The 24,224-nt window shown below is 54.7% G+C and carries 22 protein-coding genes and 1 pseudogene; 6 read left to right on the top strand and 17 right to left on the bottom strand.

The window, feature by feature from the left end; all coding sequences use genetic code 11:
• The first annotated feature begins 190 nt into the window (after positions 1-190).
• A complete protein-coding gene (locus tag HP435_RS13240; RefSeq protein WP_122963485.1) occupies positions 191-1,135 on the top strand; it encodes an oxygen-dependent tRNA uridine(34) hydroxylase TrhO in 945 nt (314 codons plus the stop codon).
• Between the two features lie 449 nt (positions 1,136-1,584).
• Positions 1,585-2,049, top strand: a complete 465-nt coding sequence (locus HP435_RS13235) for an NUDIX hydrolase (RefSeq protein ID WP_229049904.1) — start codon at positions 1,585-1,587, stop codon at positions 2,047-2,049.
• Here HP435_RS13235 and HP435_RS13230 read toward each other — a convergent pair.
• On the bottom strand, positions 2,042-2,737 hold the full coding sequence (locus HP435_RS13230; RefSeq protein ID WP_173595851.1) for an HAD family hydrolase: 696 nt from the start codon (positions 2,735-2,737) through the stop codon (positions 2,042-2,044). The two genes, HP435_RS13235 and HP435_RS13230, sit on opposite strands and share 8 nt — an antisense overlap.
• A 125-nt stretch (positions 2,738-2,862) precedes the next feature.
• Here HP435_RS13230 and HP435_RS13225 point away from each other — a divergent pair, with 125 nt between their 5' ends.
• From HP435_RS13225 to HP435_RS13215, 3 genes are all read left to right on the top strand, one after another.
• Positions 2,863-4,314 (top strand): amidase family protein, encoded by a 1,452-nt coding sequence (locus HP435_RS13225; protein ID WP_173595850.1) that lies wholly within the window; start codon positions 2,863-2,865, stop codon positions 4,312-4,314.
• Between the two features lie 126 nt (positions 4,315-4,440).
• Complete coding sequence (locus HP435_RS13220) at positions 4,441-4,917, top strand: GNAT family N-acetyltransferase (RefSeq protein ID WP_122963652.1); 477 nt, start codon at positions 4,441-4,443, stop codon at positions 4,915-4,917.
• 113 nt (positions 4,918-5,030) lie between these two features.
• Positions 5,031-5,201 carry a hypothetical protein gene (locus HP435_RS13215; RefSeq protein ID WP_173595849.1) on the top strand — a complete coding sequence of 57 codons (171 nt, stop codon included), beginning with the start codon at positions 5,031-5,033 and terminating at the stop codon, positions 5,199-5,201.
• Positions 5,202-5,281: 80 nt separating this feature from the next.
• On the opposite strand, the gene HP435_RS13210 is transcribed toward HP435_RS13215, so the two are convergent.
• The 16 genes and pseudogenes from HP435_RS13210 to HP435_RS13135 form a co-directional block, all read right to left on the bottom strand.
• Positions 5,282-5,728, bottom strand: a complete 447-nt coding sequence (locus HP435_RS13210; protein ID WP_122963495.1) for a hypothetical protein — start codon at positions 5,726-5,728, stop codon at positions 5,282-5,284.
• Positions 5,729-6,048: 320 nt separating this feature from the next.
• Complete coding sequence (locus HP435_RS13205; RefSeq protein WP_173595848.1) at positions 6,049-7,650, bottom strand: serine hydrolase domain-containing protein; 1,602 nt, start codon at positions 7,648-7,650, stop codon at positions 6,049-6,051.
• Positions 7,651-7,722: 72 nt separating this feature from the next.
• Positions 7,723-8,799 carry a M42 family metallopeptidase gene (locus HP435_RS13200; protein WP_229049903.1) on the bottom strand — a complete coding sequence of 359 codons (1,077 nt, stop codon included), beginning with the start codon at positions 8,797-8,799 and terminating at the stop codon, positions 7,723-7,725.
• Complete coding sequence (locus HP435_RS13195) at positions 8,796-9,437, bottom strand: FMN-binding negative transcriptional regulator (protein WP_173595846.1); 642 nt, start codon at positions 9,435-9,437, stop codon at positions 8,796-8,798. Before HP435_RS13195 ends, HP435_RS13200 begins: the two co-directional genes overlap by 4 nt.
• 18 nt (positions 9,438-9,455) lie before the next feature.
• The gene (locus tag HP435_RS13190; RefSeq protein ID WP_173598817.1) at positions 9,456-10,409 is read right to left on the bottom strand and encodes an alpha/beta hydrolase; all 954 of its coding nucleotides are present in this window, start codon (positions 10,407-10,409) and stop codon (positions 9,456-9,458) included.
• Complete coding sequence (locus HP435_RS13185; RefSeq protein ID WP_173598816.1) at positions 10,406-11,728, bottom strand: serine hydrolase domain-containing protein; 1,323 nt, start codon at positions 11,726-11,728, stop codon at positions 10,406-10,408. The genes HP435_RS13190 and HP435_RS13185 overlap by 4 nt, the downstream gene beginning before the upstream one ends.
• Before the next feature lie 5 nt (positions 11,729-11,733).
• Positions 11,734-12,711: an ABC transporter ATP-binding protein gene (locus HP435_RS13180; protein WP_173598815.1), complete on the bottom strand. Its 978-nt coding sequence runs from the start codon at positions 12,709-12,711 to the stop codon at positions 11,734-11,736.
• Between the two features lie 8 nt (positions 12,712-12,719).
• Positions 12,720-13,735, bottom strand: a pseudogene (locus HP435_RS13175) (ABC transporter ATP-binding protein).
• A gap of 13 nt (positions 13,736-13,748) precedes the next feature.
• Entirely contained in the window at positions 13,749-14,777 is a 1,029-nt protein-coding gene (gene opp3C, locus HP435_RS13170; RefSeq protein ID WP_173598814.1) for an oligopeptide ABC transporter permease, read from the bottom strand.
• On the bottom strand, positions 14,774-15,706 hold the full coding sequence (locus HP435_RS13165; RefSeq protein ID WP_173598813.1) for an ABC transporter permease: 933 nt from the start codon (positions 15,704-15,706) through the stop codon (positions 14,774-14,776). The genes opp3C and HP435_RS13165 overlap by 4 nt, the downstream gene beginning before the upstream one ends.
• Positions 15,707-15,743: 37 nt before the next feature.
• On the bottom strand, positions 15,744-17,408 hold the full coding sequence (locus tag HP435_RS13160; RefSeq protein ID WP_173598812.1) for a peptide ABC transporter substrate-binding protein: 1,665 nt from the start codon (positions 17,406-17,408) through the stop codon (positions 15,744-15,746).
• Positions 17,409-17,438: 30 nt separating this feature from the next.
• Positions 17,439-18,377, bottom strand: coding sequence for a dipeptidase (locus tag HP435_RS13155; RefSeq protein WP_173598811.1), 939 nt, complete (start codon positions 18,375-18,377; stop codon positions 17,439-17,441).
• Positions 18,378-18,393: 16 nt separating this feature from the next.
• The gene (locus tag HP435_RS13150) at positions 18,394-19,356 is read right to left on the bottom strand and encodes an ornithine cyclodeaminase family protein (protein WP_173598810.1); all 963 of its coding nucleotides are present in this window, start codon (positions 19,354-19,356) and stop codon (positions 18,394-18,396) included.
• 10 nt (positions 19,357-19,366) lie between these two features.
• The gene (locus HP435_RS13145; protein WP_173598809.1) at positions 19,367-20,473 is read right to left on the bottom strand and encodes an alanine racemase; all 1,107 of its coding nucleotides are present in this window, start codon (positions 20,471-20,473) and stop codon (positions 19,367-19,369) included.
• Positions 20,470-21,138 carry a helix-turn-helix transcriptional regulator gene (locus HP435_RS13140; RefSeq protein ID WP_122963509.1) on the bottom strand — a complete coding sequence of 223 codons (669 nt, stop codon included), beginning with the start codon at positions 21,136-21,138 and terminating at the stop codon, positions 20,470-20,472. Before HP435_RS13140 ends, HP435_RS13145 begins: the two co-directional genes overlap by 4 nt.
• 346 nt (positions 21,139-21,484) lie before the next feature.
• A complete protein-coding gene (locus HP435_RS13135; RefSeq protein ID WP_173598808.1) occupies positions 21,485-22,855 on the bottom strand; it encodes a D-serine ammonia-lyase in 1,371 nt (456 codons plus the stop codon).
• Between the two features lie 312 nt (positions 22,856-23,167).
• Between HP435_RS13135 and HP435_RS13130 the strand changes: the two genes are divergently transcribed.
• The gene (locus tag HP435_RS13130; RefSeq protein WP_173598807.1) at positions 23,168-24,199 is read left to right on the top strand and encodes an ABC transporter substrate-binding protein; all 1,032 of its coding nucleotides are present in this window, start codon (positions 23,168-23,170) and stop codon (positions 24,197-24,199) included.
• Positions 24,200-24,224: the final 25 nt, after the last annotated feature.

Here is a 24,224-nt window from a genome sequence, read left to right as displayed (position 1 = left end):
TATCACCATTCTGCTAATGTCCTTCCATAGTGTACAAGATGGGCCACCATCCAGCAAGTTCAGCCACTTGCCCGCGTTTTCATAGAACGATCACAAATTCCTGTCTTTTTCTACACTTTTGTTTGCGGATTATGATATAATCACCGTTGCGTCATAAACTACAATTGAAAAAAGAAAGGTGGATTGTACCTTGCAAGTACAAAAACCATACCGCATTTTGCTCTACTACAAGTATACTCCGTTGGAAAACTACGAGGAGTATGCTGCTGAACACTTGCAATTTTGCAAGGAAAACGGACTCAAAGGACGGATCATCATCGCTCCGGAAGGAATTAACGGAACGGTATCCGGCACTGTCGAGCAGACCGACGCTTACATGGAATACGTGCGAAAAGACCCGCGCTTCGCGGACATGTGGTTTAAAATAGACGAATCGGAAGAACACGCATTCAAAAAAATGTTTGTTCGCGCGAAAAAAGAACTGGTGACCTGGCGTCTGGAAAACGACGTTGATCCGAATGAGAAAACAGGACACTATTTGAGCCCGAAAGAGTTTTACGAAATGATGCAGCAAGAGGACGTTGTCATCCTCGACGGCCGCAACTACTACGAATACGACCTCGGACACTTCCGTGGCGCGATTCGTCCAGAAGTAGATTCTTCCCGCGAGTTCCCTGAGTGGATTGCGGAAAACATGAGCCAATTCAAAGACAAAAAAGTCCTCACCTACTGCACAGGCGGCATCCGCTGCGAAAAGCTGACAGGCGTGCTTTTGGATCAAGGCTTTGAAAATGTGTACCAGCTTCATGGCGGAATCGTCACCTACGGAAAAGATCCGGAAGTAAAAGGCCGCCTGTGGGACGGAAAATGCTACGTATTCGACGAGCGTATCTCCGTACCGATCAACCATACCGAAGAAGATGTGGTTATCGGCCGTTGCCACTACTGCGGCACTGTGGAAGATCGCTACGTGAACTGCGCCAACCCTTTCTGCAACAAACAGCACTTCTGCTGCACAGAGTGCGAGCAAAAATTCAAGCGTTCCTGCTCCGACGAATGCCGCGAGCATCCGCGCAACCGCTTCGTTGAAGAGGAAGAAAAAGCGAAGCTGCAAGCCGCTGGAGCGAACGCATAACCATACGAAAAGGAAACAAGCTGACCGTGCCTTTGTGCCAGTCAGCTTGTTTTTTATTTGCCGCTGTCTGATTCGGTGCGAAACGCGGCGAGCTGTACAATCGGTGTTCGGTCATCCCACTCTTCCCCCTGCTGCTTTCTTCTGATTTTTTTGTTTGGTCGTTGCCAAAAAGCTCCCTCACTCGTATTACTTGGCGAAGTGTCAAAAAAAACAGGAGACGTATGCCATGGAAAAAAGCTCAGCATCATTCTCGGCTTCATTGTCGGGCTTGTGTTCGTCAACTTCGACTTTGACTATTCTTTTCTGCTCGAAATGAATGTCGATTCTGCTTTTGTGAGAGCGGCCGTCAAGACAACCGGTTTTGTAGGCGCTTTGTTCTGTGGACTCACCTTGCTATTCGACGCCTGGAAAGCCATTCGGTCCAGTTGATAATGGAGGGAACAACGCTTGTGAATGACTATATCTCGACCATGCGAAAGCTGATCGGCCACGAAACGCTGCTCACAGTCGGCTGCGGAGCCATTTTGGAAGACGAATCGGGACGCATCCTTTTGCAACAAAAACACAACCGCATCTGGGGCATTCCCGGCGGTCTGCTGGAGCTTGGCGAAACGTTCGTGGAGACGCTCAAACGCGAAGTGCTGGAGGAAACCAGTCTGACTGTCTTGCAGTGGCAATTGTTTGGCCTCTACTCAGGAAAGAACGGCTTCGCCCAGTACGCCAATGGGGATAAAGTGTTTAGCGTCCAGCTGATCTTTCGCGTCACGGACTACGCAGGCGTGCTCCAGACAAATGAAGAGAGCACCCGCCAACAGTTTTTTGCCAAAAACGAATTGCCGGACAGTCTGAACCCCCATCAGGCTCCGTTCATTTTGGACTGGGTACATGGAGTGACCCCGCCGATTGTCAGGTGAAGTCTGCGCCTCTCCCCATCTGGCCTTGAAAAGACGGAAGTACCCATGCGCTGATCTCTGCCAAATCGTCAATGACGGCATGAGCGTCGGCAGCTGCTGCATACTGGGAGCAGCGTTTCCATACCGCCTTCATTCCAACCGCCCTGCTGGCGCGAACATCGTTGTCGGGGTGGTCACCTATGTACATCGCCTGTTCAGCAGGCACTCCAAGCTTGTCCAATGCCCGGTGAAAAATCGCCGGATCAGGCTTGCGCAAGCCTTCCCATTCCGATATCAGCACTTCGTCAAAATAAGGCGCGATGCCCAGTGCCTTGACATTGTCGTACTGGAACTGCCCGAAACCGTTTGAGATCAAGCCCAGCCGGATGCCCTGCTTTTGCAGGTCGGCAAGCATTTCATGCAGATGCGGGAACGCGACACAATGCTTTTGAAAATGACAGAGGTAGTCTTGCAGCAAAAAGGCCGCTTCCAGCTTCGCAATGGCAAGCTCCTCAATGAGCTGCGCGTACACTTTGTCCTTCCATACGTATCCGTGCTGATCCAGCTCGATAAAACGTTGCACGAATGTTTCCTGTCGGACGTGCTGAAGCTGGGAAATTCGCTCGTACTGGTCGTGGACAAACCGGATGAGCGAAGTATCGCGGTCGAGCAAAGTGCCGTCCAGATCGAATAGTACCGCTTGTATCATCTGCATCACACTCCTTGTTGAATGATACGAACATTCCCGCATGTAATTGTTCCACAACCATTTGCCCGCTTCCCTGCATTTGGTAAACTAAGAAAGATCAAATCAAACAGAAAAAGGTGAAATTTATGTCGCCGAACCATGAAGCAAGCATCCTGGAATGGCAAGCTGCCATGGAAGCAGGACACACGACGTCCCGTGAGCTGACCATTCTGTTTTTGGAACGGATCGCTGCCTACGACAAACAGGGACCGACCATTAACGCCATCAGTGAAATCAATCCCGATGCCTTGCATATTGCCGAAGCTCTGGACAGGGAACGGGCGATATCCGGCAGTCGCGGGCCGCTTCACGGCATTCCGATATTGATTAAAGACAACATTGCGACCGGAGACAACATGCACACGACAGCCGGGTCGCTCGCCTTGGCCGATTCGTACGCGTCGGCAGACTCGTTTGTCGCCGCACGTCTGCGCGAAGCAGGCGCCGTCCTGTTGGGCAAAACCAATCTGACCGAATGGGCGAATTTCATGGCTGACAACATGCTGAACGGCTACAGCTCGCGCGGCGGACAAGTTCTCAATCCGTACGATCCTGCGTTCGATGTCGGCGGCTCCAGCTCCGGTTCAGGCGCGGGAATCGCGGCAGGCTTTGCCGTAGCGGCTGTCGGAACAGAGACTTCTGGGTCGATCCTCGGCCCTGCCAAAAAAAATTCGCTCGTCGGTATCAAACCGACGGTAGGCTTGATCAGCCGCCAGGGCATTATCCCGATTTCCCACAGCCAAGACACGGCAGGCCCGATGACGCGAAACGTAACGGACGCGGCCATTTTGCTCGGCGTCCTGACAGGTGTCGATCCGCAGGACGCGGCGACCGGAAAAAGTGCAGGGCTGGCCCACCGCGATTACCTCCCCTTCCTCGACGCAAACGGACTGCAAGGTGCCCGAATCGGTGTCGTGCGTTCCGGCTATTTGGCTGAATGCGACGAGGAAGAAGCCGCTCTTTACGAAGCCGCCATCTCGCAGCTGCGGCAGGCTGGCGCTACTGTCATCGATTCCGTAAGCATTCCTTCTGAAAATGCCGATTGGAACTCGCAAGTTTTGTATCACGAGTTTAAGACAGGTGTAAATGCCTATTTGAAAACATTGCCCGCCTCTTTCCCGATCCGCACCCTGAAAGATATTGTCGCCTTCAATCGCAAGCACGAAGCAAGAGCGCTCCGGTTTGGGCAAAGCGTACTGGAGCAGTCCGAGCAAACCAGCGGCACCTTGACCGATCCTGCCTATTTGCGGCAAAGGCTGTACGATCTGGAAATGTCGCAACGCCAAGGGATCGACGCCGCACTCAAGGAACACGCCCTGGACGCTCTGCTGTTCCCGGGAGACACGGGCTGTGACATTGCGGCGAAAGCGGGCTACCCGTCCATTGCCCTTCCCTCCGGCTACACTGCGCAAGGAAAGCCTTTTGGCATCATGCTGACTGGACTGGCCTTCTCGGAGCCTGCTCTTCTGCGCATGGGCTTCGCCTACGAGCAAGCGACTTTGCTGCGTGTCCCGCCTGTCTTGACGGAGCAAGCTTGATAGCTTAACTCCTTGTTGAGAACCTGGCGAGCGGCACAGACGATACACTGCTCTCGCCCATTCGTGTCGCAAACCAATCGCCAGAACGCCAATCCCAAGCTCAGTAGGATCGAAGGTGAATTTTTGTTGGAAAACGTTCGTTTGCGCCCGACCACTGCGGAAGATTTGCCGATTTTGTTTGAGCAGCAGCTCGACCCGGAGGCAAACCATATGGCCGCCTTTACCGCTAAAGACCCGAGTGACAGGCAAGCTTTTACCGCCCATTGGAACAAGATTTTGGCAGACGACTCGATTGAGAAAATGACCGTACTTGCCGATGGACAGATCGCGGGCTACATCGTTTTCTTCGAGCAATTTGGCAGCCCTTCCGTCGGATATTGGCTCGGCAAACCATTTTGGGGCAAAGGGATCGCGACACAGGCGCTTACCGCCTTTCTCGCGCTTCTCCCCGTCCGACCTGTTTACGCCCGCGTCGCCAAAGACAACGTCGGTTCGATCCGCGTCCTGCACAAATGCGGCTTCCGCCAGGCAGGAGAAGACGCGGGATTTTCCAATGCCCGCGGCTGTGATGTCGAGGAGCTGATCATGGTGCGGGAAGGTTGACGGCTTGACGGCAGCATAAGTGACGCCAACGCCTCGAAACGCTCTGAAACCCCAGCATCTTCCAATCGTATACACACATAGAACCGAGAATGTCTCCACAGGAGGGAAGTGCCGTGGCTCTTTTCGGCAACATACTGGCTGCCATCCTCTTGTTCGCCTGGGCTGGCGCAGAATTTCTGTTCGGCCCTGCCCCGGGAAAATGGCGGATGCGTCTCGGCTTTTTTCTCGGCCTGGTTGTCATCAGCGGTGTGCTCTACTGGGGCGGGTACTGGCTGATTGGTTGACAGCCTGAGCGCCCTGACTGCCCTTTCTGTTTCCGCCCACAAAAAACGCATGTACCCCGAATCGGTGCATGCGTTTTTCTTTACATAGTCGTTTGCTGTTCTGCCTTGCCCAGTCGGTCCTCGAAAAGCTTGCCGAGCTGGCCGATGTCCACTTCCCACTTGTCGTCCTTGTAGTAGACGGTCGCCTTCGTCTCGCCTTTTTTGCCTACGATGCGAATGCTCGCCGTCTTGACCTCGTAGGTGCCGTCCGGCTGAAACGTAATGTCTGCATCCTTCAGTTCGCTGTCGAGCACAGGCGTGATCGTCTTGTCCACCACTTCCTGCGTAGCCACCGCCGCTTGCCGTCCCATCTGGATGACTTCCTCCGGGCTGAAGTGAAAAAACAACACCAGTACGACTCCGATGATGGCTGCAAGCGAGATGATCCGAATCAAGCTGCGCACGACCCATTGAGCTGCCAAGATCAAGACTATGATACAAACCGCGACGGGCCAGTAATCTTTCACGAGTTGAAGAACTTGCTCCATCCTCATCACTCCTTCACCATTTCATTTTCGCCAAAAAAGGGCGGTCCCTAATCACAGACGACAGAGAAAATGGCGCTTGTTTTTGAAAAGTAGAAAAAACCGCCGCAAAGGTGCGGACGGACTCTTTCGGCACAACTTTTCAATCTGTAACACCATTCGACAACTGCCGCATCGAGTCCTGCCACGAAGCGCAAAAACGGCGACAAATCAATGACAAATGCGGGAAAGCTGATGGTGGAGACAAGCGCAAAGAAGGCTGCCGTACGGATAACCTTTCCAGTCCGTACGGCAGCCTATTTTTCTTTTGGCTTAGTGCCTGCTTAGTTCCTTTTGGCGAAGGCTACTGCTTGTGCTCTGCCCGTCGACACCCGGAACCCGCTGACCGCTTGATTGGCTGCTCGCGCAAAAGTGAGAGTTACGCCATACAAGCTTCCCCCGACTCCGGCGATAAACTGATCGGGGGCCGTGCGCAGCAACTGCTGCTTTTTGTTCCGGCGATGCGAGAGATAGAGCGTCCCGTCCTCGACCAGCACCTCGTAGGCGGTTCCCAGCTCCGCGCTCTCGTACGTGCCCGCATATGCCAGCCCGTCTGCCTCGCATTCCTGATCAGGCTGCCATTTTTTCAGTGGGATGCAGCGCGTTCCAAAGCGAAATCCGGCTGTTGAACCGAGATACAGCTCGTAGTTGGCCGTTCCCGCTTGATAGCGGTTTCCCTCCACCTGAACAAAGGGCGCAGCTCCGTACTCTTCAAGCAAATACAGCTGATCTCCCTTGCCCACCACTTGCGCGATGAGCGCGTACGTTCCGTCGGAATAATACGTCCCGGCCACGTCCTCGTCTGCAAAATCGGCATCGTAAAAGTCAGGCAAAACCTGCGGCTCCACCTCGCTCCGCTCCACCCCCAGCAGCAAGTCGACGATTTTCTCCGCAGCCCTGCCGATTGCTACCGTATCCGTGTTGCTGAAAATGGCGATATCGATATCCTCTACCAGAAACCGGACGGTACAACTGCGGAATGCCGCGTCTGAACCGTCGTGCCCGATAAAAGGACGCCCCTGGTACAGAGCAGGATCATTCACGATCAATCCGCCCGCGTAATGAATCTTCGTTCCGTCCAGCAGCGTCGGGCAGGCAAACATCTCGGAAAGTGTCTCCCGTTTGCAAATGACCGGCTCCTTGAAGTTGGCCATCCACTTCATAAAATCAGTTGCGGTCGTGTGCAGCGAAGTGGCGCCATACGTGCCGTAGTTCAGCACGGCATGAATCAGCTCCCCGCCGACGCGCTTGTAAGAATCCGCGCCATTCGGAATCACCTGCCAATACCGATCCTTGAAGCACGTTTGCGCCATGCCGAGCGGGGCAAAAATCCGCTCACGGGCAAACTCGTTCAAACTTTTGCCGGACACTCTTTCAGCGATTTCGGCCAGGAGGGTAAAATTCGAGTTGCAGTACATATAGCGGGTAAGTGGCGGAAAATTCAGCTCCGTTTGCGTGGAAATAACGTCTTTGGCGTCAGACTGTGTGATCGTGTCATCAAGCCGGACTCCTTGCAGCATGAGCAGCTCCCACTGATCCCGGATGCCGCTCACGTTGTTCATCAGATTGCGCACCGATACAGGCTCGGCGAACGAAACCATGTCCGGCACGTAGCTGCGAATGTCGTCATCTACGTTCAGTAGACCGTCTTCCTGAAGCAGCAGCACGCACATCACAGTAATTTGTTTAGACACAGACGCAACGTGAAACACCGTCTCGCCCGTGATCGGCAACCTATGCTCCACGCTGGCGTAGCCAAAGCAGTTTTCGTAGACGATTTCCCCGCCTTTGCGAACCACAACCTGTCCGCCCGGGCATACGCCTTGCTGCCAATCTGCGAACAAGTCATCGATTTTTGCCGCTATCCCCGCATCATATCTACTCACAACCTTGCCTCCTCTGGCTCAGCAGACCAGCTTCCTGTTACATCAGTCGACCTCTGCCTCTTTTTCCCAACTCTACCACTTCTGCCGAAAGCTTTCAATGAAAGCGACGAGGAGCTGAACCGCGTTTTCCAGATCGTCCAGATGCACGAGTCCAGTCGCAGAGTGAATGTAACGGGACGGGACCGAGATGCATCCGGCTACCGTTCCTTTGCCAGCGAGGCTGATTGAGTACGTGTCTGTCACGCAGTTCAAATACACGCCGCGCTGGTACGGGATGTGATTTTCTTCGGCCGTTTGCACCAGCTTTCTCGTCAGCTTTTTCGGGACGCTGCTTCCCGCCCAGTTGTCGGTGACCCACTCGAAAAACAGGATGACCGGGCCGCCGCCAAGCGCCAGCGGAATCATTTTCTCCTCGATCTTCGGCGTCCCGCCAGTGAGCGCGACATCGAGCGCCAGCGCAACGTCCGGCTGAACGGCAAAAGCGGCAGGGCCTGCGCCGCGCATCCCGACTTCTTCCTGAACCGAGCCGACCGCATAGACCGATGCGGTGAGCTGTTTGCCCGCGAGCCGCTTCATGACTTCGAGCATGACGGCGCAGCCGGAGCGGTCATCGACTGCTTTTCCGGTAAACACTTTGCCGCCGTTCAAAAATTGCCCCTCCCGCGAAAAGGTGACGAAATCGCCGACCGTGACGCCAAGCGCTTCTGTTTCCTCTCGGCTCGCCGTCCCTACGTCCACATACAGCTCGCTAAGCGGAATCGCCAGTTTCGCCTCTTCCGCCGTCACGATATGGGACGGCTTCGCTCCTGTGACTCCCTTGACGATGCCTTTGTCCGTATGAATGTCCAGCACCTGGTTGATCACCATGCGGCTATCGTGACCGCCGACCGGGTGAAACCAGACAAATCCTTTTTCGTCAATGTAGCTGACGATAAAGCCGATCTCGTCCATATGCGCGCACAACATGATTTTCAGGTCGGGATCGCTCCCTTTTTTAATGAAAAACTGGTTGCCTAGCGCATCGCTTTGGTGCTCGTCCACCACATCCAGCAAATTTTCCCGCAAGTAAGCGGCAACCCGCTCCTCATCCCCCGCCACACCGGGGATCGCGTCCAGTTCGGTCAGCCATTTTTGCAAACTCATGTTCATTGCTCCTCTCCTGATTCTGCTCTGGGCAACTGACGCTGCATCATGTTTCCTAGCTCTGCCACCACCGTGTCGGGGCTTTGCGCCAGTGCGTCCGCCACCCGTTGGCGAATCGGCAGCGGCTTGTCCTGGCTCAGCTTGAACGCCCCTTCGATTTTCGTTACCTGGATCTCGAAAGCGACCAGCTCTTGTTTCAGCTTCTCTGTATAGTCTTGTGGAATGGCGTCAAAATGCTTTTCATAAGCAGGCTCGAACGTGCGGATCGTCTGCAACAGCGTCTGCGCGACGTCTTCTGCCTGCGAATAAATGACAGGCTTGCCGTAGACGTGCACAGCCGCGTAGTTCCAAGTCGGCACACCGTAGCGGCTTTCATAATATTGCGGCGAAATATACGCATGCGGCCCTTGGAACATGACCAGCACGTCCTGCTCCGCAAACGTTCGCCATTGCGGATTCGCCAAAGCCATGTGGCTGACCAGCGTGATCTTCGCCTGCTCGTGCTCATGCTCCACCAAAAAAGGCAAATGGGTCGCCAGCGGAATCGTCCCGTCGAAGCTGACGATGGTAGCAAAATGGTACTTTTTCATAAAGGCTACTAGCGTCTCTATATCGTTTTCGCGATAAGATGGGGGAATAAACATCGTCGACCTCCTTGTCTGTCAGGTGTAAAACACGCGTTTCAGCTCGGCAGCCGTTTCGGCCAACGCTTCTTTGCTCGCGTCTACCTCGCCGGAAAAGTTGAAAAAGCTGTGCACCATGCCAAGGTAGCGCTTTGCTTTTGCCGCGACACCGAACGAAGCCAGCCGCTCGGCATACAGCTCTCCTTCGTCGCGCAAAGGATCGAACTCGGCCGTGACGATTACAGCTTGCGGCAAGCCGCTTAAATCGGCAGCAAGCAAGGGAGAGGCGAGCGGGTCGTTGATCTGTTCCTCATCCTGCAAGTAATGAGCGCGAAACCAGAGCATCTCGTCGTAAGTCAAGTTGTATTGATTCCCGCATTCCCGACAAGACGCCGTATCGAGGGCAAACGAGACAACCGGATAGATCAGCAGCTGGCAGCACAAGCCAAACTCGCCGCGATCGCGCGCCAGCAAGGAGACGACAGCCGCCAAGTTGCCGCCTGCGCTCTCTCCGCCAACAGCGATTCGCTTGCTGTCTCCGTTGAAGGAAGCCGCATGCTCAACTACCCACTTGGTCGCCGCATACGCATCCGAGACGGCTGTCGGGAACTTGTGCTCAGGCGCGAGGCGATAGTCGACAGAGACGACGATGCAGCTCGCCGCTTGTGCATAATAGCGACAAATGCGATCGGTTATCTCGATATTCCCGAGCACGAAGCCGCCCCCGTGAAAAAAGACGAACACAGGCAGAAGCTCCGGCAACCCTTCCCCGCCTGGGGTGTACAAACGAATCGGCAGCTCTGCTCCCCCTTGTTCTGCCACCGCAATCACCCGATCCTCTACCGCTGCTACAGACGTCTCAAGCTCCGAGAGATTGGCCCGCGCTCGTGAAAAAGCGAGACGCGCTTCTGCGGGCGTCATAGATTCGGTATCTGGCAGTCCAAGCAAGCTTTGTTTGCGAAATACTTCCTTTACTTGCGGATGTACACTCATGCCTTCCTCCCCTTCTCTTGACGAGTCCACATGCGAAATCCGAAAAAGGCCGCCCACGCCTGCTCGTCGTCATTGGCAAAAAACCGGATCGGGTACTCGTCCTTTTCCATGACAAGTGTCTGACTGTCGCTGGCGCGCAAATCGTAGCGCTCGCCGCCAAAAACGAGAGTCGGCTTGTCTTGGGCAAGCTCAATCTGCAAGCTGCCCCCCTCTCTGGACTGATACGTGCCTGCGAGCTTTTCCAGTTGTTCCTTTGTCGCCGTATAGTGCGGCTCCTGGCTTGCTTTTTGCGTGAGCGGCAAGCCGAGCGCCTGGTTGACCGCCGCCAGCCAAATGTCTCCTGCTGGCATATCCGTCGCGTTGATCAGGACAGCTGCGACAAGCCCCTGTTCCGGGACGAAACCGAAGCAAGACGATACCCCTTGCTGACTTCCGCCGTGGCTGACGAGCGTCACGCCCGAATAATCGGGAACGATCTCCAGCGCCAGTCCGTAAAATTGCTTGCGGCCAACCTGATGAACAGGCTGCCACATTTTGCGCAGCAGCTCTTCGCTTGCGACCGGATTTTCGCCGCCTACAAAAGCCGCGCCGTAGCGCAACAGATCGTTGACCGTAGAGCGCAAGCCGCCGCCCACCTCGTAATTTCCCAGACTCGGCCACGGCACCGCTTCCAACTTGCCTGTCTCGTTGTTTTTCATATACGGTACAGAGACGTCAGCCATTTTCGCAATTTCTTCCAGACTGTACGTGGAGCGGTGCATGCCAAGCGGAGCGAGGATCGTTTCCGTGACGAATCTGCGGTAGAGACGGTTCGTCAGCCGTTCGATGATCGCGCCTTGCAGCAAAAAGGCATCGTTCGAGTAGCTGAAATACTCGCCCGGTTTGCCCAACAGCTCGTACTCCTGCCCCGCGATGTACGTGAGGTGGTCTTCCAGCCTGTTGATTTCCGGTTTGCGGGGAAGAGGCGGCAAGCCGCTCGTGTGCGACATCAAATGATGGACTTTTACCATGCCGGGGTCATCCATGCCGCACAGCTTGAACTCGGGAAGATGCGCGCATACCGGATCATCCAGGGATAAGCGCCCTGCTTCCACCAGCGAAAGCAGCGCCAGCACCGTCAGCGACTTCGTGACGGAGCCGCACCCGAACAGCGTGTCGGGGCCAATCGGCCGCTTCGTTTGCAAATCGGCATAGCCAAAGCCGCGCTCGTATACAACCGTTCCGTTTTTCGCAACAGCGATGGCGATGCCCGGAATTTGCTCTTCGTCCATCCGCTTGGTGACGTATGCTTCGAACTCAGGCCAGTTTTCCACTGCCATCTGTGTCACTCCCCCTTCTCCCCATACAAATGGCATTTGACATAACGCTGCGGAAGCACTTCCGCAAAGCTCGGTATTTCCTTGGCGCAAATGTCGAACGCTTTCGGACAGCGCGTGTGAAAGCGACAACCGCTTGGCGGATTCAGCGGATTGGGAATCTCGCCTTGCAAAACGATTCGTTCTCTGGACTGCTCCTGAACCGGGTCAGGCAAGGGAATGGCGGACAGCAGCGCTTCCGTGTACGGATGCAGCGGTCGCGCATACAGCTCATCGCTTGCGGCAAGCTCGACCAGTTGCCCGAGGTACATGACGGCGATCCGGTCGCTAATATGCTTCACCATGGACAAGTCGTGGGCGATAAACAAATAGGTCAGCTGTTTTTGCCGCTGCAAATCCATCAGCAGGTTGACGATTTGCGCCTGAATCGACACATCGAGGGCGGCAATCGGCTCATCCGCCACGATAAAGGAAGGCTCGACTGCCAACGCCCGGGCAATCCCGATCCGCTGACGCTGCCCGCCGCTAAATTCGTGCGGGTAACGATTCGCCTGCCTGGAACTGAGTCCGACAAGCTCCAGAAGCGCGCTGACCTGCTCTTTCCGCTCTTTTTTCGCAAGATTCGGACGATGGATCATCAGCCCTTCGGAAATGATCTCGGTGACAGTCATTCGCGGATTCAAAGACGAGTACGGGTCTTGAAAAATCATTTGCATCTGGCTGGTGTACGCCTTGTGCCCCTTGCGCTCGGTCATGTCGCTTACACGCTCGCCCGCAAAGCGAATTTCGCCGCTGGTCGGCTTGTACAGCTGCAACAGCGTCCGGCCCACCGTCGATTTGCCACACCCGGACTCTCCGACCAGTCCCAACGTCTCTCCTTGCCAAATGTGAAAGCTGACATCATCGACTGCGCGCAGCGTCTGATTCGGCCCGAGCTGGAAATGCTTGCTGAGATGGTTCACTTCAAGTAGTACGCGGTTGTTCATGGCCTCATTCACCCTCCTGCGACTCCTGCCAGCCGCTCTTGCTGCTGCGCCCGCTGATCGAGCAGCCAGCACTTGGCTGTATGCCCGCTCGACACTTCTGTGAGTGGCGGCGAAAAATGTTTGCACACCTTCATCACGTGCGCACATCTCGGGGCGAACGGGCAGCCTTGTTGCTGGCGGGCGAGATCAGGCGGCGTACCCGGAATCGGGATGAGCGGCTCGGTGCCAGCGGCATCCAGACGAGGCATCGAGCGCAGCAATCCCCACGTGTACGGATGTTTGGGACGGTAAAAAATTTCCGCAATCAGCCCTGTCTCCACTACCTCTCCGGCATACATCACAGCCACTTTTTGCGCCATGTTGGCGACGACTCCCAAGTCATGCGTAATCAAAATGATGCCCGTCCCCGTCCGTTGCTGAAGCGACTTCATCAGCTCCAAAATTTGCGCCTGCACCGTCACGTCGAGCGCAGTCGTCGGCTCGTCGGCAATCAGGACTTTCGGGTCGCAGGCAAGCGCCATCGCAATCCCGACACGCTGGCGCATTCCCCCGGAAAAATGGTGCGGGTACGCCCTGATCCGCTCCTGCGCGTTCGGAATGCCGACCAGTTGCAGCATGTTGACCGCTTTTTCATAGGCGGCGGCTTTGTCGAGCCGCTGGTGCTTGCTGATCCCTTCTACCAGCTGCTGGCCGATCGTCATCGTCGGATTCAGCGACGTCATCGGGTCCTGGAACACCATGGAGATTTCCGCTCCCCGAAGCGACTGAAGCTCTCGCGGAGGCAACGCCAGCACGTTTTGCCCTGCATAGGTGATCTGCCCGGCGGGGATGCTCGTGCTCTGCTTCGGCAAAAGCCGCATGATCGCTTTGGCCGTGACCGATTTGCCGGAGCCGGATTCACCCACGATGGCGAGCGTCTCCTGCTTTTGCAAGCAAAGCTGACCCCTCTTACCGCATGCACCTCGCCTCGCTGGGAATGAAACGCAACATGCAAGCCGTCTACTGTCAGGATCGGTTGATTCATCGACATCCCCTTCTTATTTCGTCATTTTCGGATCGAGCGCATCGCGCAGCCCGTCCGCAAGCAGGTTGAAGCTGATCATGATCAAACTGATCATCACGGCGGGAATCACCAGCTTGTAAGGGAACAGCCGCATCCCTTTGTAGCCGTCGTTGATCAGAACCCCAAGCGAGGCGAGCGGCGCCTGTAGACCAAGCCCGATAAAGCTCAGAAACGCTTCAAAAAATATCGCGGTCGGCAACGTGAACATCAAGGTGACGATGATCGGCCCCAGCGCGTTCGGGATCAAATGCTTGAACATGATCCGGCTGTTGGAAACTCCGAGCGACCGCGCAGCCAGCACAAATTCCTGACCTTTTAGCTGCAAAATTTGTCCACGGACAATCCGCGCCATCCCGACCCAGCCTGTAATCGTCATCGCCAAAATAATCGACGTGATTCCCGGCTCCAAGATGAGGATGAACAAGATAATGACGATCAGATTGGGGATGCCGACGAGCACTTCAATGATGCGCTGCATGACGTTGTCGATTTTTCCGCCGTAATAAGCCGAGATCCCGCCATAAAGGACGCCGATGAACAAGTCCAGCAAGGCGGCTACGAGGGCAATCAACAGCGAAATTTGCGTTCCCTTCCACACCCGCGTCCACATATCCCGGCCAAATTCGTCCGTGCCGAACCAGTGCGCCTCCGTTATATTCCGTTTCGCGTACAGATCGGCTCCGTTGCTGTCCAGCCCGTCAAACCCGAGCCACCCCAGCCCGCTTATTTTCGGCGGCAAATTGGAATGGGCCACATTTTGCCCGTCATAAGTGTATGGGGTCAGCAGCGGCCCGACAAAAGCCAGCACCGTAATGACCATGATCAACACGAAGGCAGGGACGACTCCGCGATTTTTTCCCAGCCGTTTGAGCGCAGCCTTCCAGGGCGAATCCGCAGCTGAAGCCGCAACCTCCATCGCTGCTTCTGCTGCAAATGGCTCGTGCACAAACAAATCGTCTGTTATTTCATGCGGGGACGTCCCGGTTGCCGGCAAAGTCCTCATGTGCTTTCCCCCCATTTTTCACGAATGCGCGGGTCCAAAATCCCGTAGATCATATCGACCAAAAGCACGACCAGAATGAACAACGTGCTGTAAAAGAGCGTAATGCCCATGATCACACTGTAGTCGTTCACCATGATGGATAAAATGAACTGCTCCCCCAGCCCTGGCACCGAAAAAATTTTCTCAATCACCAATGTTCCGGTCATGATCGACACCGCCATTGGCCCAAGCATGGTCACGACCGGGATCAGCGAATTGCGCACGACGTGCTTCCACACCACGGCAAACTCCGAAATCCCTTTGGCCCGCGCGCTCAAAATATAGTCCTGCGTGAGCACCTCCAGCATTTCCGTGCGGATGAACCTGGCGACTGCCGCTATCACCGTCACAGATAGCGCCAAGGAAGGCAGGATGGAATAAGAGTAATCCTCCCAAAGTCCGGGCGGCAGCCAGCCGAGCTTGACGCCCACGTAGTATTGCAACAGCGCCGCGAATACGAACGAAGGGATCGACATGCCCAGGACAGCCATCGTGACGGCTCCCAGGTCAAACAGGCTGTTCTGACGCAGCGCCGAGAGAATCCCCAGCCCCAGTCCGACAATCGAGCCGATCAGCATGGCTTGAAAGCCGATCAAAACAGACGGACCGATCCGCTTGAAAATGATGTCCGTGACCAGGCGCCCCTTGAATTGAAAGGAGACGCCCCAATCACCTTGAACCAAATTCCCCAGGTAGCGGGCGTATTGAACGGGCAGCGGCTGATCCAGTCCGTATTTTTGATTCAACGAAGCCAATTGCTGCTCGGACAGCTTGTCCGGGTTGCTGTACGGGGTGCCTGGAAGCAATTTCATCAGGAAAAAGGTCACGGTCGCAATGATGAACAAAGTCGTCAGCATGACTCCCAGTCGTTTCAAAAAATACAGTCTCATCCGCATGCCTCCCATTTCCGCGCCTGGCTTTTCAACCTTACTCCATATGCGTCCATTTGTACGTAAACTCCGGACCGCTCGGATGCCAGATCAGCCCTTTGATTTTTTGGCTCTGCAAAATGACTTCCCCGTATTGATACAGCGGGACGACCGCCGCATCTTTTTCGATGATGATTTTTTCCAGTTGCAGCAAGATGTCGTACCGTTTCCGCGGGTCCAGCTCCTTGTTGGCCTGTGCCACCAGCTGGTCAAACTGCGGGTTGGAATACTTCATCCGGTTCGCCGGTCCGCCCGTCACCCACATGTCCAAATACGTCATCGGGTCGATGTAATCCGGCCCCCATGTGGACAAAGCGATCTCATACTCAAACGCTTTTTCCTGTTTGATCCGCTGCTGGAACGGAACGGTTTTCAGCTTGAGCTTGAAGCCGGGCAAATTCGTTTCCAACTGCGCTTTCAAATACTCGGAAGTTTGTCGCATGTATTCCTGATCCGCCACAATCATGGACGTCGCAAGGCCGCTTTGTCCGATTTCAGCCAAGCCTTTTTGCCACAATGTTTTCGCTTCTTCGACCGTTCCTTTGTTCAATTGTCCGTTCAGCACACGATAATCTTTCATGTCCGGCGAGAGGGAGAACGCAGCAGGCACCAAGCCGTACAGCGGGATTGAACCATCGTTTAACACGACGTCTGTCAAGCTTTCCTTGTCAATCGCCATGCCGATCGCCCGGCGGATATTTTCGTTTTGGAAAGCGGCAACATCGGGATTCAGACGCATAAAAATGGTCGTCGGAGTCGCTACTTTTTGATAATCTTCCTTGCCTTTGTAAGCGTCAGCCAAAGAGGAGGTCAGACCTGTCACGCGGTCAAGCTTCCCGGTTTCATACAGGTTGACGGCTGCCGAAGGTTCCTTTACGATATAGACATTGATCTCGTCCAACTGGACGTTCGCGGCGTCCCAGTAGGATTCGTTTTTCTTGTATTGCCAGCTTTGCTCGTGCTTCCAGTCGTTCAGAACAAAAGGTCCGTTTGCCAGCACCTGGTCGTACTCCAGGCCGTACTTGTCGCCGGCTTTTTCCACGAATTTCTCGTTTTGCGGCAAAAACGGGGCAAGTGGCAGAAGCGGCAGGAACAGTGGATTCGCTCTGTCCAGCTTCACTTCCAGCGTCTTCGCATCAATCGCCTTGATGCCCAAATCGTCCGGCTTCTTCTCGCCTTGCAAAATCTTGTCGGCATTCGCAATCCCGGCCATTTCGAAAAATACGCCGAATGGCCCCACTTCCCGCAACACCCGCTTCCAGCCGTATTCAAAATCTTGGGCCGTTACCGGATCGCCGTTCGCCCATTTCGCATCCCGCAACAAAAACGTATGCGTCAAAGCGTCCTCGCTCGTTTTATGCTCCTGCGCAATCGCGAGGATCGGTTGGTGCTTGTCGTCGAAGCGGAACAACCCTTCGTTGATGTTGTTGAGCACCGTAGAGCTGACCGCATCGGAAATCTGGGCCACATCGAGCGTGGCGATCTCCGCGCCTTCGGACACATTCAGCACTTGCTTGACGGCACTCGCTTCGCCCTGCTTTCCTTCACTGGCAGGAGAAGTGTCATTTTTCCCAGCCGACCCGAAGTTGCATCCTGCGAGCGCCACGCCGCTTACGAGAACGGCTGTCACGAAACAAAGGAACCGCTTGCTTGCTACCCTCATGATTCTTTTCCCCCTTATGCTCCTGTCTGTTTACCGTTTTTGTGGTCTGTTGCGCATAAAATTTTCCGAGGCAAAGCCGCGCACTTGCTCGTCTGTATAGTACCGCGAAAGCTCGTGCAGCAAATTTTGCATCATGCCTGCATGGGAAAGTCCTTCGATGCGTTCGGGCATCGAGATGCCGTCGAAGTCGGAGCCGATTCCGATGTACCGCTCACCGCCCAACCCGCAAAAATGTTCGATATGGCGGATCAAGTCCGGGATCGCAGCCTTTCGTCCCTCCTTGACGAAGGCGGGAGAAAAAAATACGTGGACCAGACCCCCTTTGGCGAACAGCGCCCGCGCCTGTTCATCAGACAAATTCCGCGGATGGTCGAGGATCGCCCTTGCATTGGAGTGGCTTGCGATAGGATGAGCTGCCAGCTCGATCACGTCCCAGAAAGCCTGTTCATGCAAATGCGAGACATCTGTAAAAAGCCGATTTTCATTCAGAAAATTCACTACTTTTACGCCGAACGAAGTCAATCCCGTAGCCGTTTTGTCCAACGCTCCGCCCGCAGCGAGATTCCCATGATTCCAGGTCAATCCGACAGAGCGCACCCCCAACTGATACAGCGTCGTCAACATGGACAAGTCTTCTCCGATCGCATCCACTCCTTCCAGCGAGAGCAGCGCTCCGATTTCTCCGTCTCGCAGCCGATCGCTGTCGTCCCATTCCTTGATTTGCTTCATCTCGGGATTTTTCCCCAAGACTTCCTCATGGAAATAATCCATTTGCGCAAGCACAGACGAAAGCTTTTGCTCCACAGACAAGTCCGGCGGCGGAAACAGCGCGAAAACTTGAACTTTTACTCCGCCTTGCTGCAAACGCGCTTTGTTCGACTCCAACTGTGGTGCATTGGCGAAAGCAAGCTCGCCTTTTGACAGCCACATTTTCAACAACGTGTCGCAATGCAGATCAACTACGTGCATAACAGGCTGTCCCCCCTTACAAGTCTACATACATGCCCTTGCCCGTCTCCTTCGCCTTGCGATACACAAACGCGGCAACGCTCAAATCTTGAACGGCGATCCCCGTCGAGTCGAACAAGGTAATCTCGCTCGCCGATTGGCGTCCCGGCTTTTCCTTGCTCGTAATTTGTCCCAGCTCTGCAAACAGACTGTCGCGGGAAGGCTGTCCTTGCAATTCTCCCAGGTGCGAAGCTTGCTCCCACCAATCGCAGACGAGCTTGTCCGGCAGCCGATCCAGCTCGATCTCCCTTTTCCCGCTCGTATCGCTTCCCATCGCATTCACATGAGTTCCCGCCTGCAGCCACGACGACTTGAGCACAGGCGAAAAGGCAGGTGTCGTCGTGACGACAATATCGGCTTGCTCGACCGCTTCCTGCGCCGAAGCGGCTTGTCTGGCGCCGAGTCCCATCCGCGTGATTTCCTCGGTCAGTCTGGCTGCCGAAGCATCTGTGCGGGAGTAGACGGAAACGGTTTCAAGCGGAAACAGGTGCAGCAGCCCTTCCAGCTGCGCTCTTGCCTGGACGCCTGCGCCAATCAGTGCGACCGACTTACTCTTTTGGCGGGCTAAATATTTGGCCGCAATCGCCCCTGCCGCCGCTGTGCGGATCGCCGTCAGCAGATTGGCGTCCAGGAGGCACGTCGGCTCGCCCGTTTGCGGACAAAGCAGCAGCATGACGGATTGATGGTTTGTTTTGCCGCTTTGCCAATTGTCGCTCCAGAAGCCGCCTGTCTTCAGGCCAATCGCTGACTCCTCACTCAAATACGCTGATTTGATGCTGTAAATCCCGTTGTGCTCCCCGATTTTTTCGCGAACGGACGGGAAAACGGCGCTTTTGCCTTGAGCAAACTGGGAAAAAGCCAGCTCCACCGTCTCCATCGCTTCACGGAAGCTCAACATCTCCGCAAACAATTCCTGATTGATTACGAGCACTTTTGCCATGACTACACCCCTATTGATTGCATCCTCGCGCATGGATCGGAAACACGGTTTCGACTTTTCCGTCGCGTATTCCGTAAGCCACCTGGTACAAATTGACGGTTGGACAAATGTGGTTCGGAATGATTTCGATGCGCTGGCCGATGGAAAAGGACGTTCCCGGCACCATAATCGCATGCTCATCCGACAGTTTGCGGATGTGTACATCCTGCTGCCCTCGTACCTGCCCAAAACCGCTGGTCGCAAGCAGGCCGCTCGCCCGCGAGTCGATTGTCATCGCTTTCGCCCCTGCATCAGCCACAGCACGTTCGCCATTCGGCCTGGAAATAACCGTGCCGAGAATCGTCGCGGCACAGCGCTCCGTATCTCCGAAAAAGGCGGCGTGCGTCCTGTCGTAAAACACGTAGGTGCCCGGACGTATCTCGGTGACTCCGGGAACGACGCCTGCCCCAAGCAAACCGAGCGTGCAACCGACACTGACCTCGCAGGGAAAGCCCCAGCGCGAGCGGATTCGCTTCCCGATCTCGACCATTGTCTCCTGCGCTTGGCGCGCCACTTTTTCCAGCTCGCTTCTGTCTGCCGCGTTATACACTTGTCCTTCATGAGTGAATATTCCATCTATTTTTGTTTCAGGGAATTTTCTGATAATTTTCTCGACAAGGCTCTCTACCTGATCCGGTTCCACGCCACAGCGCTGCAACCCGGTATTGACCTCGATCATGATTCCGACGGAGCGAGCCTCTCCCCCGTACTCGGAAAGCTGTTCTAGCTGAACAAGCGAATCGACCGCCAGCCTGATGCGTGCTCGCCTCGCCAATGCTTCCAGTCTGGCAAGCTTTTTTCTCCCGACAATTTGCGTCGCCACAAAAATGTCTGTCAGTCCATAGTCGGCCATGACTTCCGCCTCGCCAAGCTTTGCCACGGTAATCCCTTGTGCTCCGCCATCGATCTGCATCTGGGCGATTTTTGCGCATTTGTGCGTCTTGATGTGGGGGCGAAGAGCAGCCCCTCCTGAATCGGCGAGCGACTGCATCTCCTGCACATTTTTCTCCAGACGGTTCAGATCGATGAGCAGAGCGGGCGTGTCCAGTTCGTCCACGCTTGATCCGATCAGCTTCATCTGCTCAACTCCTCTTGCTCCTGCTTCTGATTCCTGCGCAGCTCGTCTAGGTAGCTGTACATGGTTACCTTGGAAATTTTCAGCTCGGCAGCGACTTTTTCCAACGCGCCCTTGATCAGAAATACCCCTTTTTTGTCCATGAACTGGACGATTTGCATTTTTTCGTTCTTGTCGATTTTCTCCACGTCTTTCTCGGCGATCATCTGGTTAATCATCTGCTCTACGATCTCCCACACATTTTGCACCACTTCCACTTCTTCGCGCTCCAGCGGCTCCTCGTCCATGCGGATGAAGTCCTCGATGAACTCGCGGGTGCTCACCAGTGGGTGAATGTCGATGTTGATGCAAAAAGCGCCGATGGCTTCCCCGTCTGCATTGCGGATCAGCGCGGTCGTCGACTTGATCGTCCGCCCATCCTCCGTCTCGGTCCGGTAATTGGCGACGACGTCATTTTGCAGCTTTTGGGACAAGAGAACTTGTGTGATCAAATGGTTGAACGATTGCCCGACAGCTCTGCCCGTGACGTGGTTGTTCGCGGTGTAGATGACGGACGACTGCGGCGAACTCAAATCGTGGAGCACAACTTCGCAGTTTTTGCCAAACGTCTGAGCCATGGCATCGGCGATCGGAATGTATCGGCGCAGTTCCTCGGCGTATTTTCCCATGCTTCACTCTCCTTTCCTCCGGGATGGTGGTGCTATTTGTTATCCCTCATTATACTTGTCCATATAATTTATTCAAGATAAAATATAATTTTTTCTATAAAATTCTGACGAATAGACTTTCTTATCAAAGCTGATCAGAGCCGGAATCATCCGTTAACGCAGCGAAACCACAGCTTTTCCTCCCACTTCACAAGAACGAGAATAGAAAAAGTTATGTATAAAAACTTCTCTGTCTTTTCTGCGTTTCTTTATATTTTTTTCTACACCAGATAACGCATCGCCTAAAAAAAAGAACGCCCTCGATCCTCGCAGACCAACGGCGTTCTCGTGTATGAATGAAACGATGTTACGAATGGCTCTGCTCTTCGCATTCCAATCCTTTGGCATAGTACGCTTCCTGAATATGCGCAGGCACCATGCTGCCCCCTGTCGCCCAGGCGATATGGGTTGCGTTTTTCATTTTGTCCGCAAGACCGTGCTGCTCGATGTACTGCTGCCCCGCTGCTTGCGCAAGCAAACGGATCGGCCCTGGCATGCCAGCCAGCGCAGACGGCTCAAGCCGCACGGATTCGCTGTCGCGCAAAGCCCGCAGCAGCCTGTACAGCTCCCCGTCCGCCACCGTATAGACGCCGCTGAGCAACGGTTCCATGACTTTGCCGACGAAGCGCGAAGGACGTCCTACGGCGAGTCCGTCAGCGTCTGTCTTGTTGTCGATGCCAAAGTCTTGCACAGCCAGCTTGTCATGATACCCCGTCATCAAGCCGAGCAGCATGCAAGGCGAATGAGTCGGCTCCGCAAAAAAGCAGTGGACGTGATCGCCGTAAAGCAGCTTCAATCCGTAGGCAACGCCACCCGGCCCGCCGCCTACCCCGCACGGCAAGTACACGAAAAGCGGATGCTCGCTGTCCACGATCACCTGCTGCTCCTCCAGCTGCTTTTGCAACCGTCCGGCGGCGACGGCATAGCCGAGAAACAGCCGCTTGGAGTTTTCATCGTCAATAAAATAGCACTGCGGGTCGGCTTCTGCCTGCTTTCTTCCCTCTTCGACCGCTTTGCCGTAATCGGATTGATACTCGACGACTTGCACGCCTTTTGCGCGCAGCAAATCTTTTTTCCACGCTTTTGCATCCGCAGACATATGAACCGTCACCCGAAACCCGAGCTTCGCGCTGATGATCCCGATGCTCAGTCCAAGATTGCCTGTCGATCCTACGGCGATGGAGTATTGGGAAAAGAACCCGCGGTACTCTTCTGTGGCAAACACGGAGTAATCGCCGTCTGCGGGCAGCCTATCGTACTTTTTCGCCAGTTCTTCTGCGTGGGCAAGCACCTCGTAAATCCCGCCTCGCGCCTTGATGGAACCCGCGATCGGCAAATGGCTGTCGCACTTCAGCAGGAGACGACCCGGTATTGCCTGACCAAAACGCCTTGCCAGCTCGTCTTGCATGTTGGGGATCGAAGCAAGCGGCGACTCGATCAGCCCGGAAGCCGAGCTCGTTTCCGGAAAAGCCTGCTGGATAAACGGGGCAAATCGGCGCAAACGCTCCTCTGCATCTTGCACCTCTTCCGCCGTAACCGTCATTTCTGCTTCCGCCACCGGAGTCAGACGCGGATTTGTCCAAAATACTTCCGCTGTTGCCATCAGCTCGGACAACAATGGATACTCGCTTTTCCATTGCTCGATTGTTTTTCCTTCAACTCTCACACCGTTTTCCATCGCAATCGCAAACCTCCACCATTAGGCATTTGATATTCGGGAATATTTCGTCTTTTCAACCGCTGTGAGTCATCTGTGTGATGAAGCTTGTCCTTTAGTATGATAGTGCAACAAGAACGCGGGAAGCAACCCATTTGCCGGAAAAGAAAGCCCTCTTTTCGGACGCAAGCATTACACCGCCAGCCTTGTTCTCTTGTTTTTCTATTAAAAGAATTTACGTTTGTCCATTGAGCAACCTCCTGCGATCTCCTAAGATGAGGTTGATTGATAATCATTATCGATACATTTTTACAAGGGAGATGTCCTCGCAAAATGATACAGGTACGACCGCTCATCGCCACCTTGCAAGCTGTCTTCTTCTCCGCAGCGCTCTTGCTCTCCGGGTGCGGGCAATCAGCACCTACCCCCGCCCCAACCGATGCTGCCCAGAAGACAGCGGAAGCGCCCGCCACTGCAAAAGGAGCCGCTGCAACCACGCAACCGACGGGCGACAGCCAGAAGCAAACGCGACTGTACAAAGACTTCATGAATCGCGAAGTGGAAATTCCCGCGCACGCCGAACGCGTGATCTTCATCGGCAATACGGCTGGAGATTTGCTCGCCCTCGGCGTCAAGCCTGTCGGGCTGAATATGATCGATGCGAAGCCGACCGTGTTCGGCGGCGAGCTGCAAGGCGTCGAGGACGTGGGCCATCCGGGCGATCCGGAAAAAATGCTCGCGCTCAATCCCGATTTGATTATTCTCGGTGTGAACATCGAGGAAGAGCGGCTGCAAGTGTTTTCGAAAATCGCTCCGACCGTCGCTTTTGACAAATATCGGCCTGTGAAGGAGCGCTTGCTGACGTTGGGCGATATTTTGGGCAGACAACCAGAAGCCAAGGCGTGGATCGCCGACTACGAAAAGCAAACAGAGCAGTTCTGGAGCAACATGCAAGCCCAAGGTCAGGTGAAGCCGAACGAAACGGCCAGCGTCTTTATTTTTTACGACGGCGGCAAAAGCCTTTACGCGCTTGGCACGCAAGGACTGTCCTCCAGCCTGTATCACGAAAAAGGCTTCAAGCCTACCGGGGCTATTCAAAAAATGCTGGACAACGGCGTGTCTTTTGAGGAGTTTTCCAAAGAACGGCTCGGCGAAGTCGCCGGGGATCACCTGTTCCTGATGGTATCGCTCGACGACTCCAAAGCCGAATTTGAGCGTTTCATCGAAAACCCGCTGTGGAAAAACTTGCCTGCCGTCAAAAACGGCCACGCCTATCTCGTAGACGCAAAATGGGGCTATGACGACGCCATTACCAAGCAACGCGTTTTGGGCGAGCTGCCAACCATTATGCAAGCCAAAAAGTAGATCGATTCGACACCTTGCATTGCCT

The sequence above is a fragment of the Brevibacillus sp. HD3.3A genome, from assembly GCF_013284375.2.
Lineage (GTDB): Bacteria > Bacillota > Bacilli > Brevibacillales > Brevibacillaceae > Brevibacillus > Brevibacillus parabrevis.
Note: the sequence above shows the minus strand (reverse complement) of the source record. Positions and strands in the feature narration are given on the sequence as shown.

Bases quoted from the DNA above. Each gene is read 5' to 3' on its own strand.
- HP435_RS13160 (WP_173598812.1), bottom strand. From the start codon at position 17,408: ATGAGGGTAGCAAGCAAGCGGTTCCTTTGTTTCGTGACAGCCGTTCTC.
- HP435_RS13130 (WP_173598807.1), top strand. From the start codon at position 23,168: ATGATACAGGTACGACCGCTCATCGCCACCTTGCAAGCTGTCTTCTTC.
- HP435_RS13150 (WP_173598810.1), bottom strand. From the start codon at position 19,356: ATGGCAAAAGTGCTCGTAATCAATCAGGAATTGTTTGCGGAGATGTTG.
- HP435_RS13135 (WP_173598808.1), bottom strand. From the start codon at position 22,855: ATGGAAAACGGTGTGAGAGTTGAAGGAAAAACAATCGAGCAATGGAAA.
- HP435_RS13180 (WP_173598815.1), bottom strand. From the start codon at position 12,711: ATGAACAACCGCGTACTACTTGAAGTGAACCATCTCAGCAAGCATTTC.
- HP435_RS13140 (WP_122963509.1), bottom strand. From the start codon at position 21,138: ATGGGAAAATACGCCGAGGAACTGCGCCGATACATTCCGATCGCCGAT.
- HP435_RS13195 (WP_173595846.1), bottom strand. From the start codon at position 9,437: ATGTTTATTCCCCCATCTTATCGCGAAAACGATATAGAGACGCTAGTA.
- HP435_RS13200 (WP_229049903.1), bottom strand. From the start codon at position 8,799: ATGAACATGAGTTTGCAAAAATGGCTGACCGAACTGGACGCGATCCCC.
- HP435_RS13210 (WP_122963495.1), bottom strand. From the start codon at position 5,728: ATGGAGCAAGTTCTTCAACTCGTGAAAGATTACTGGCCCGTCGCGGTT.
- HP435_RS13230 (WP_173595851.1), bottom strand. From the start codon at position 2,737: ATGATACAAGCGGTACTATTCGATCTGGACGGCACTTTGCTCGACCGC.
- HP435_RS13155 (WP_173598811.1), bottom strand. From the start codon at position 18,377: ATGCACGTAGTTGATCTGCATTGCGACACGTTGTTGAAAATGTGGCTG.
- opp3C (WP_173598814.1), bottom strand. From the start codon at position 14,777: ATGAGGACTTTGCCGGCAACCGGGACGTCCCCGCATGAAATAACAGAC.
- HP435_RS13165 (WP_173598813.1), bottom strand. From the start codon at position 15,706: ATGAGACTGTATTTTTTGAAACGACTGGGAGTCATGCTGACGACTTTG.
- HP435_RS13225 (WP_173595850.1), top strand. From the start codon at position 2,863: ATGTCGCCGAACCATGAAGCAAGCATCCTGGAATGGCAAGCTGCCATG.
- HP435_RS13185 (WP_173598816.1), bottom strand. From the start codon at position 11,728: ATGGCAGTGGAAAACTGGCCTGAGTTCGAAGCATACGTCACCAAGCGG.
- HP435_RS13190 (WP_173598817.1), bottom strand. From the start codon at position 10,409: ATGAGTGTACATCCGCAAGTAAAGGAAGTATTTCGCAAACAAAGCTTG.
- HP435_RS13145 (WP_173598809.1), bottom strand. From the start codon at position 20,473: ATGAAGCTGATCGGATCAAGCGTGGACGAACTGGACACGCCCGCTCTG.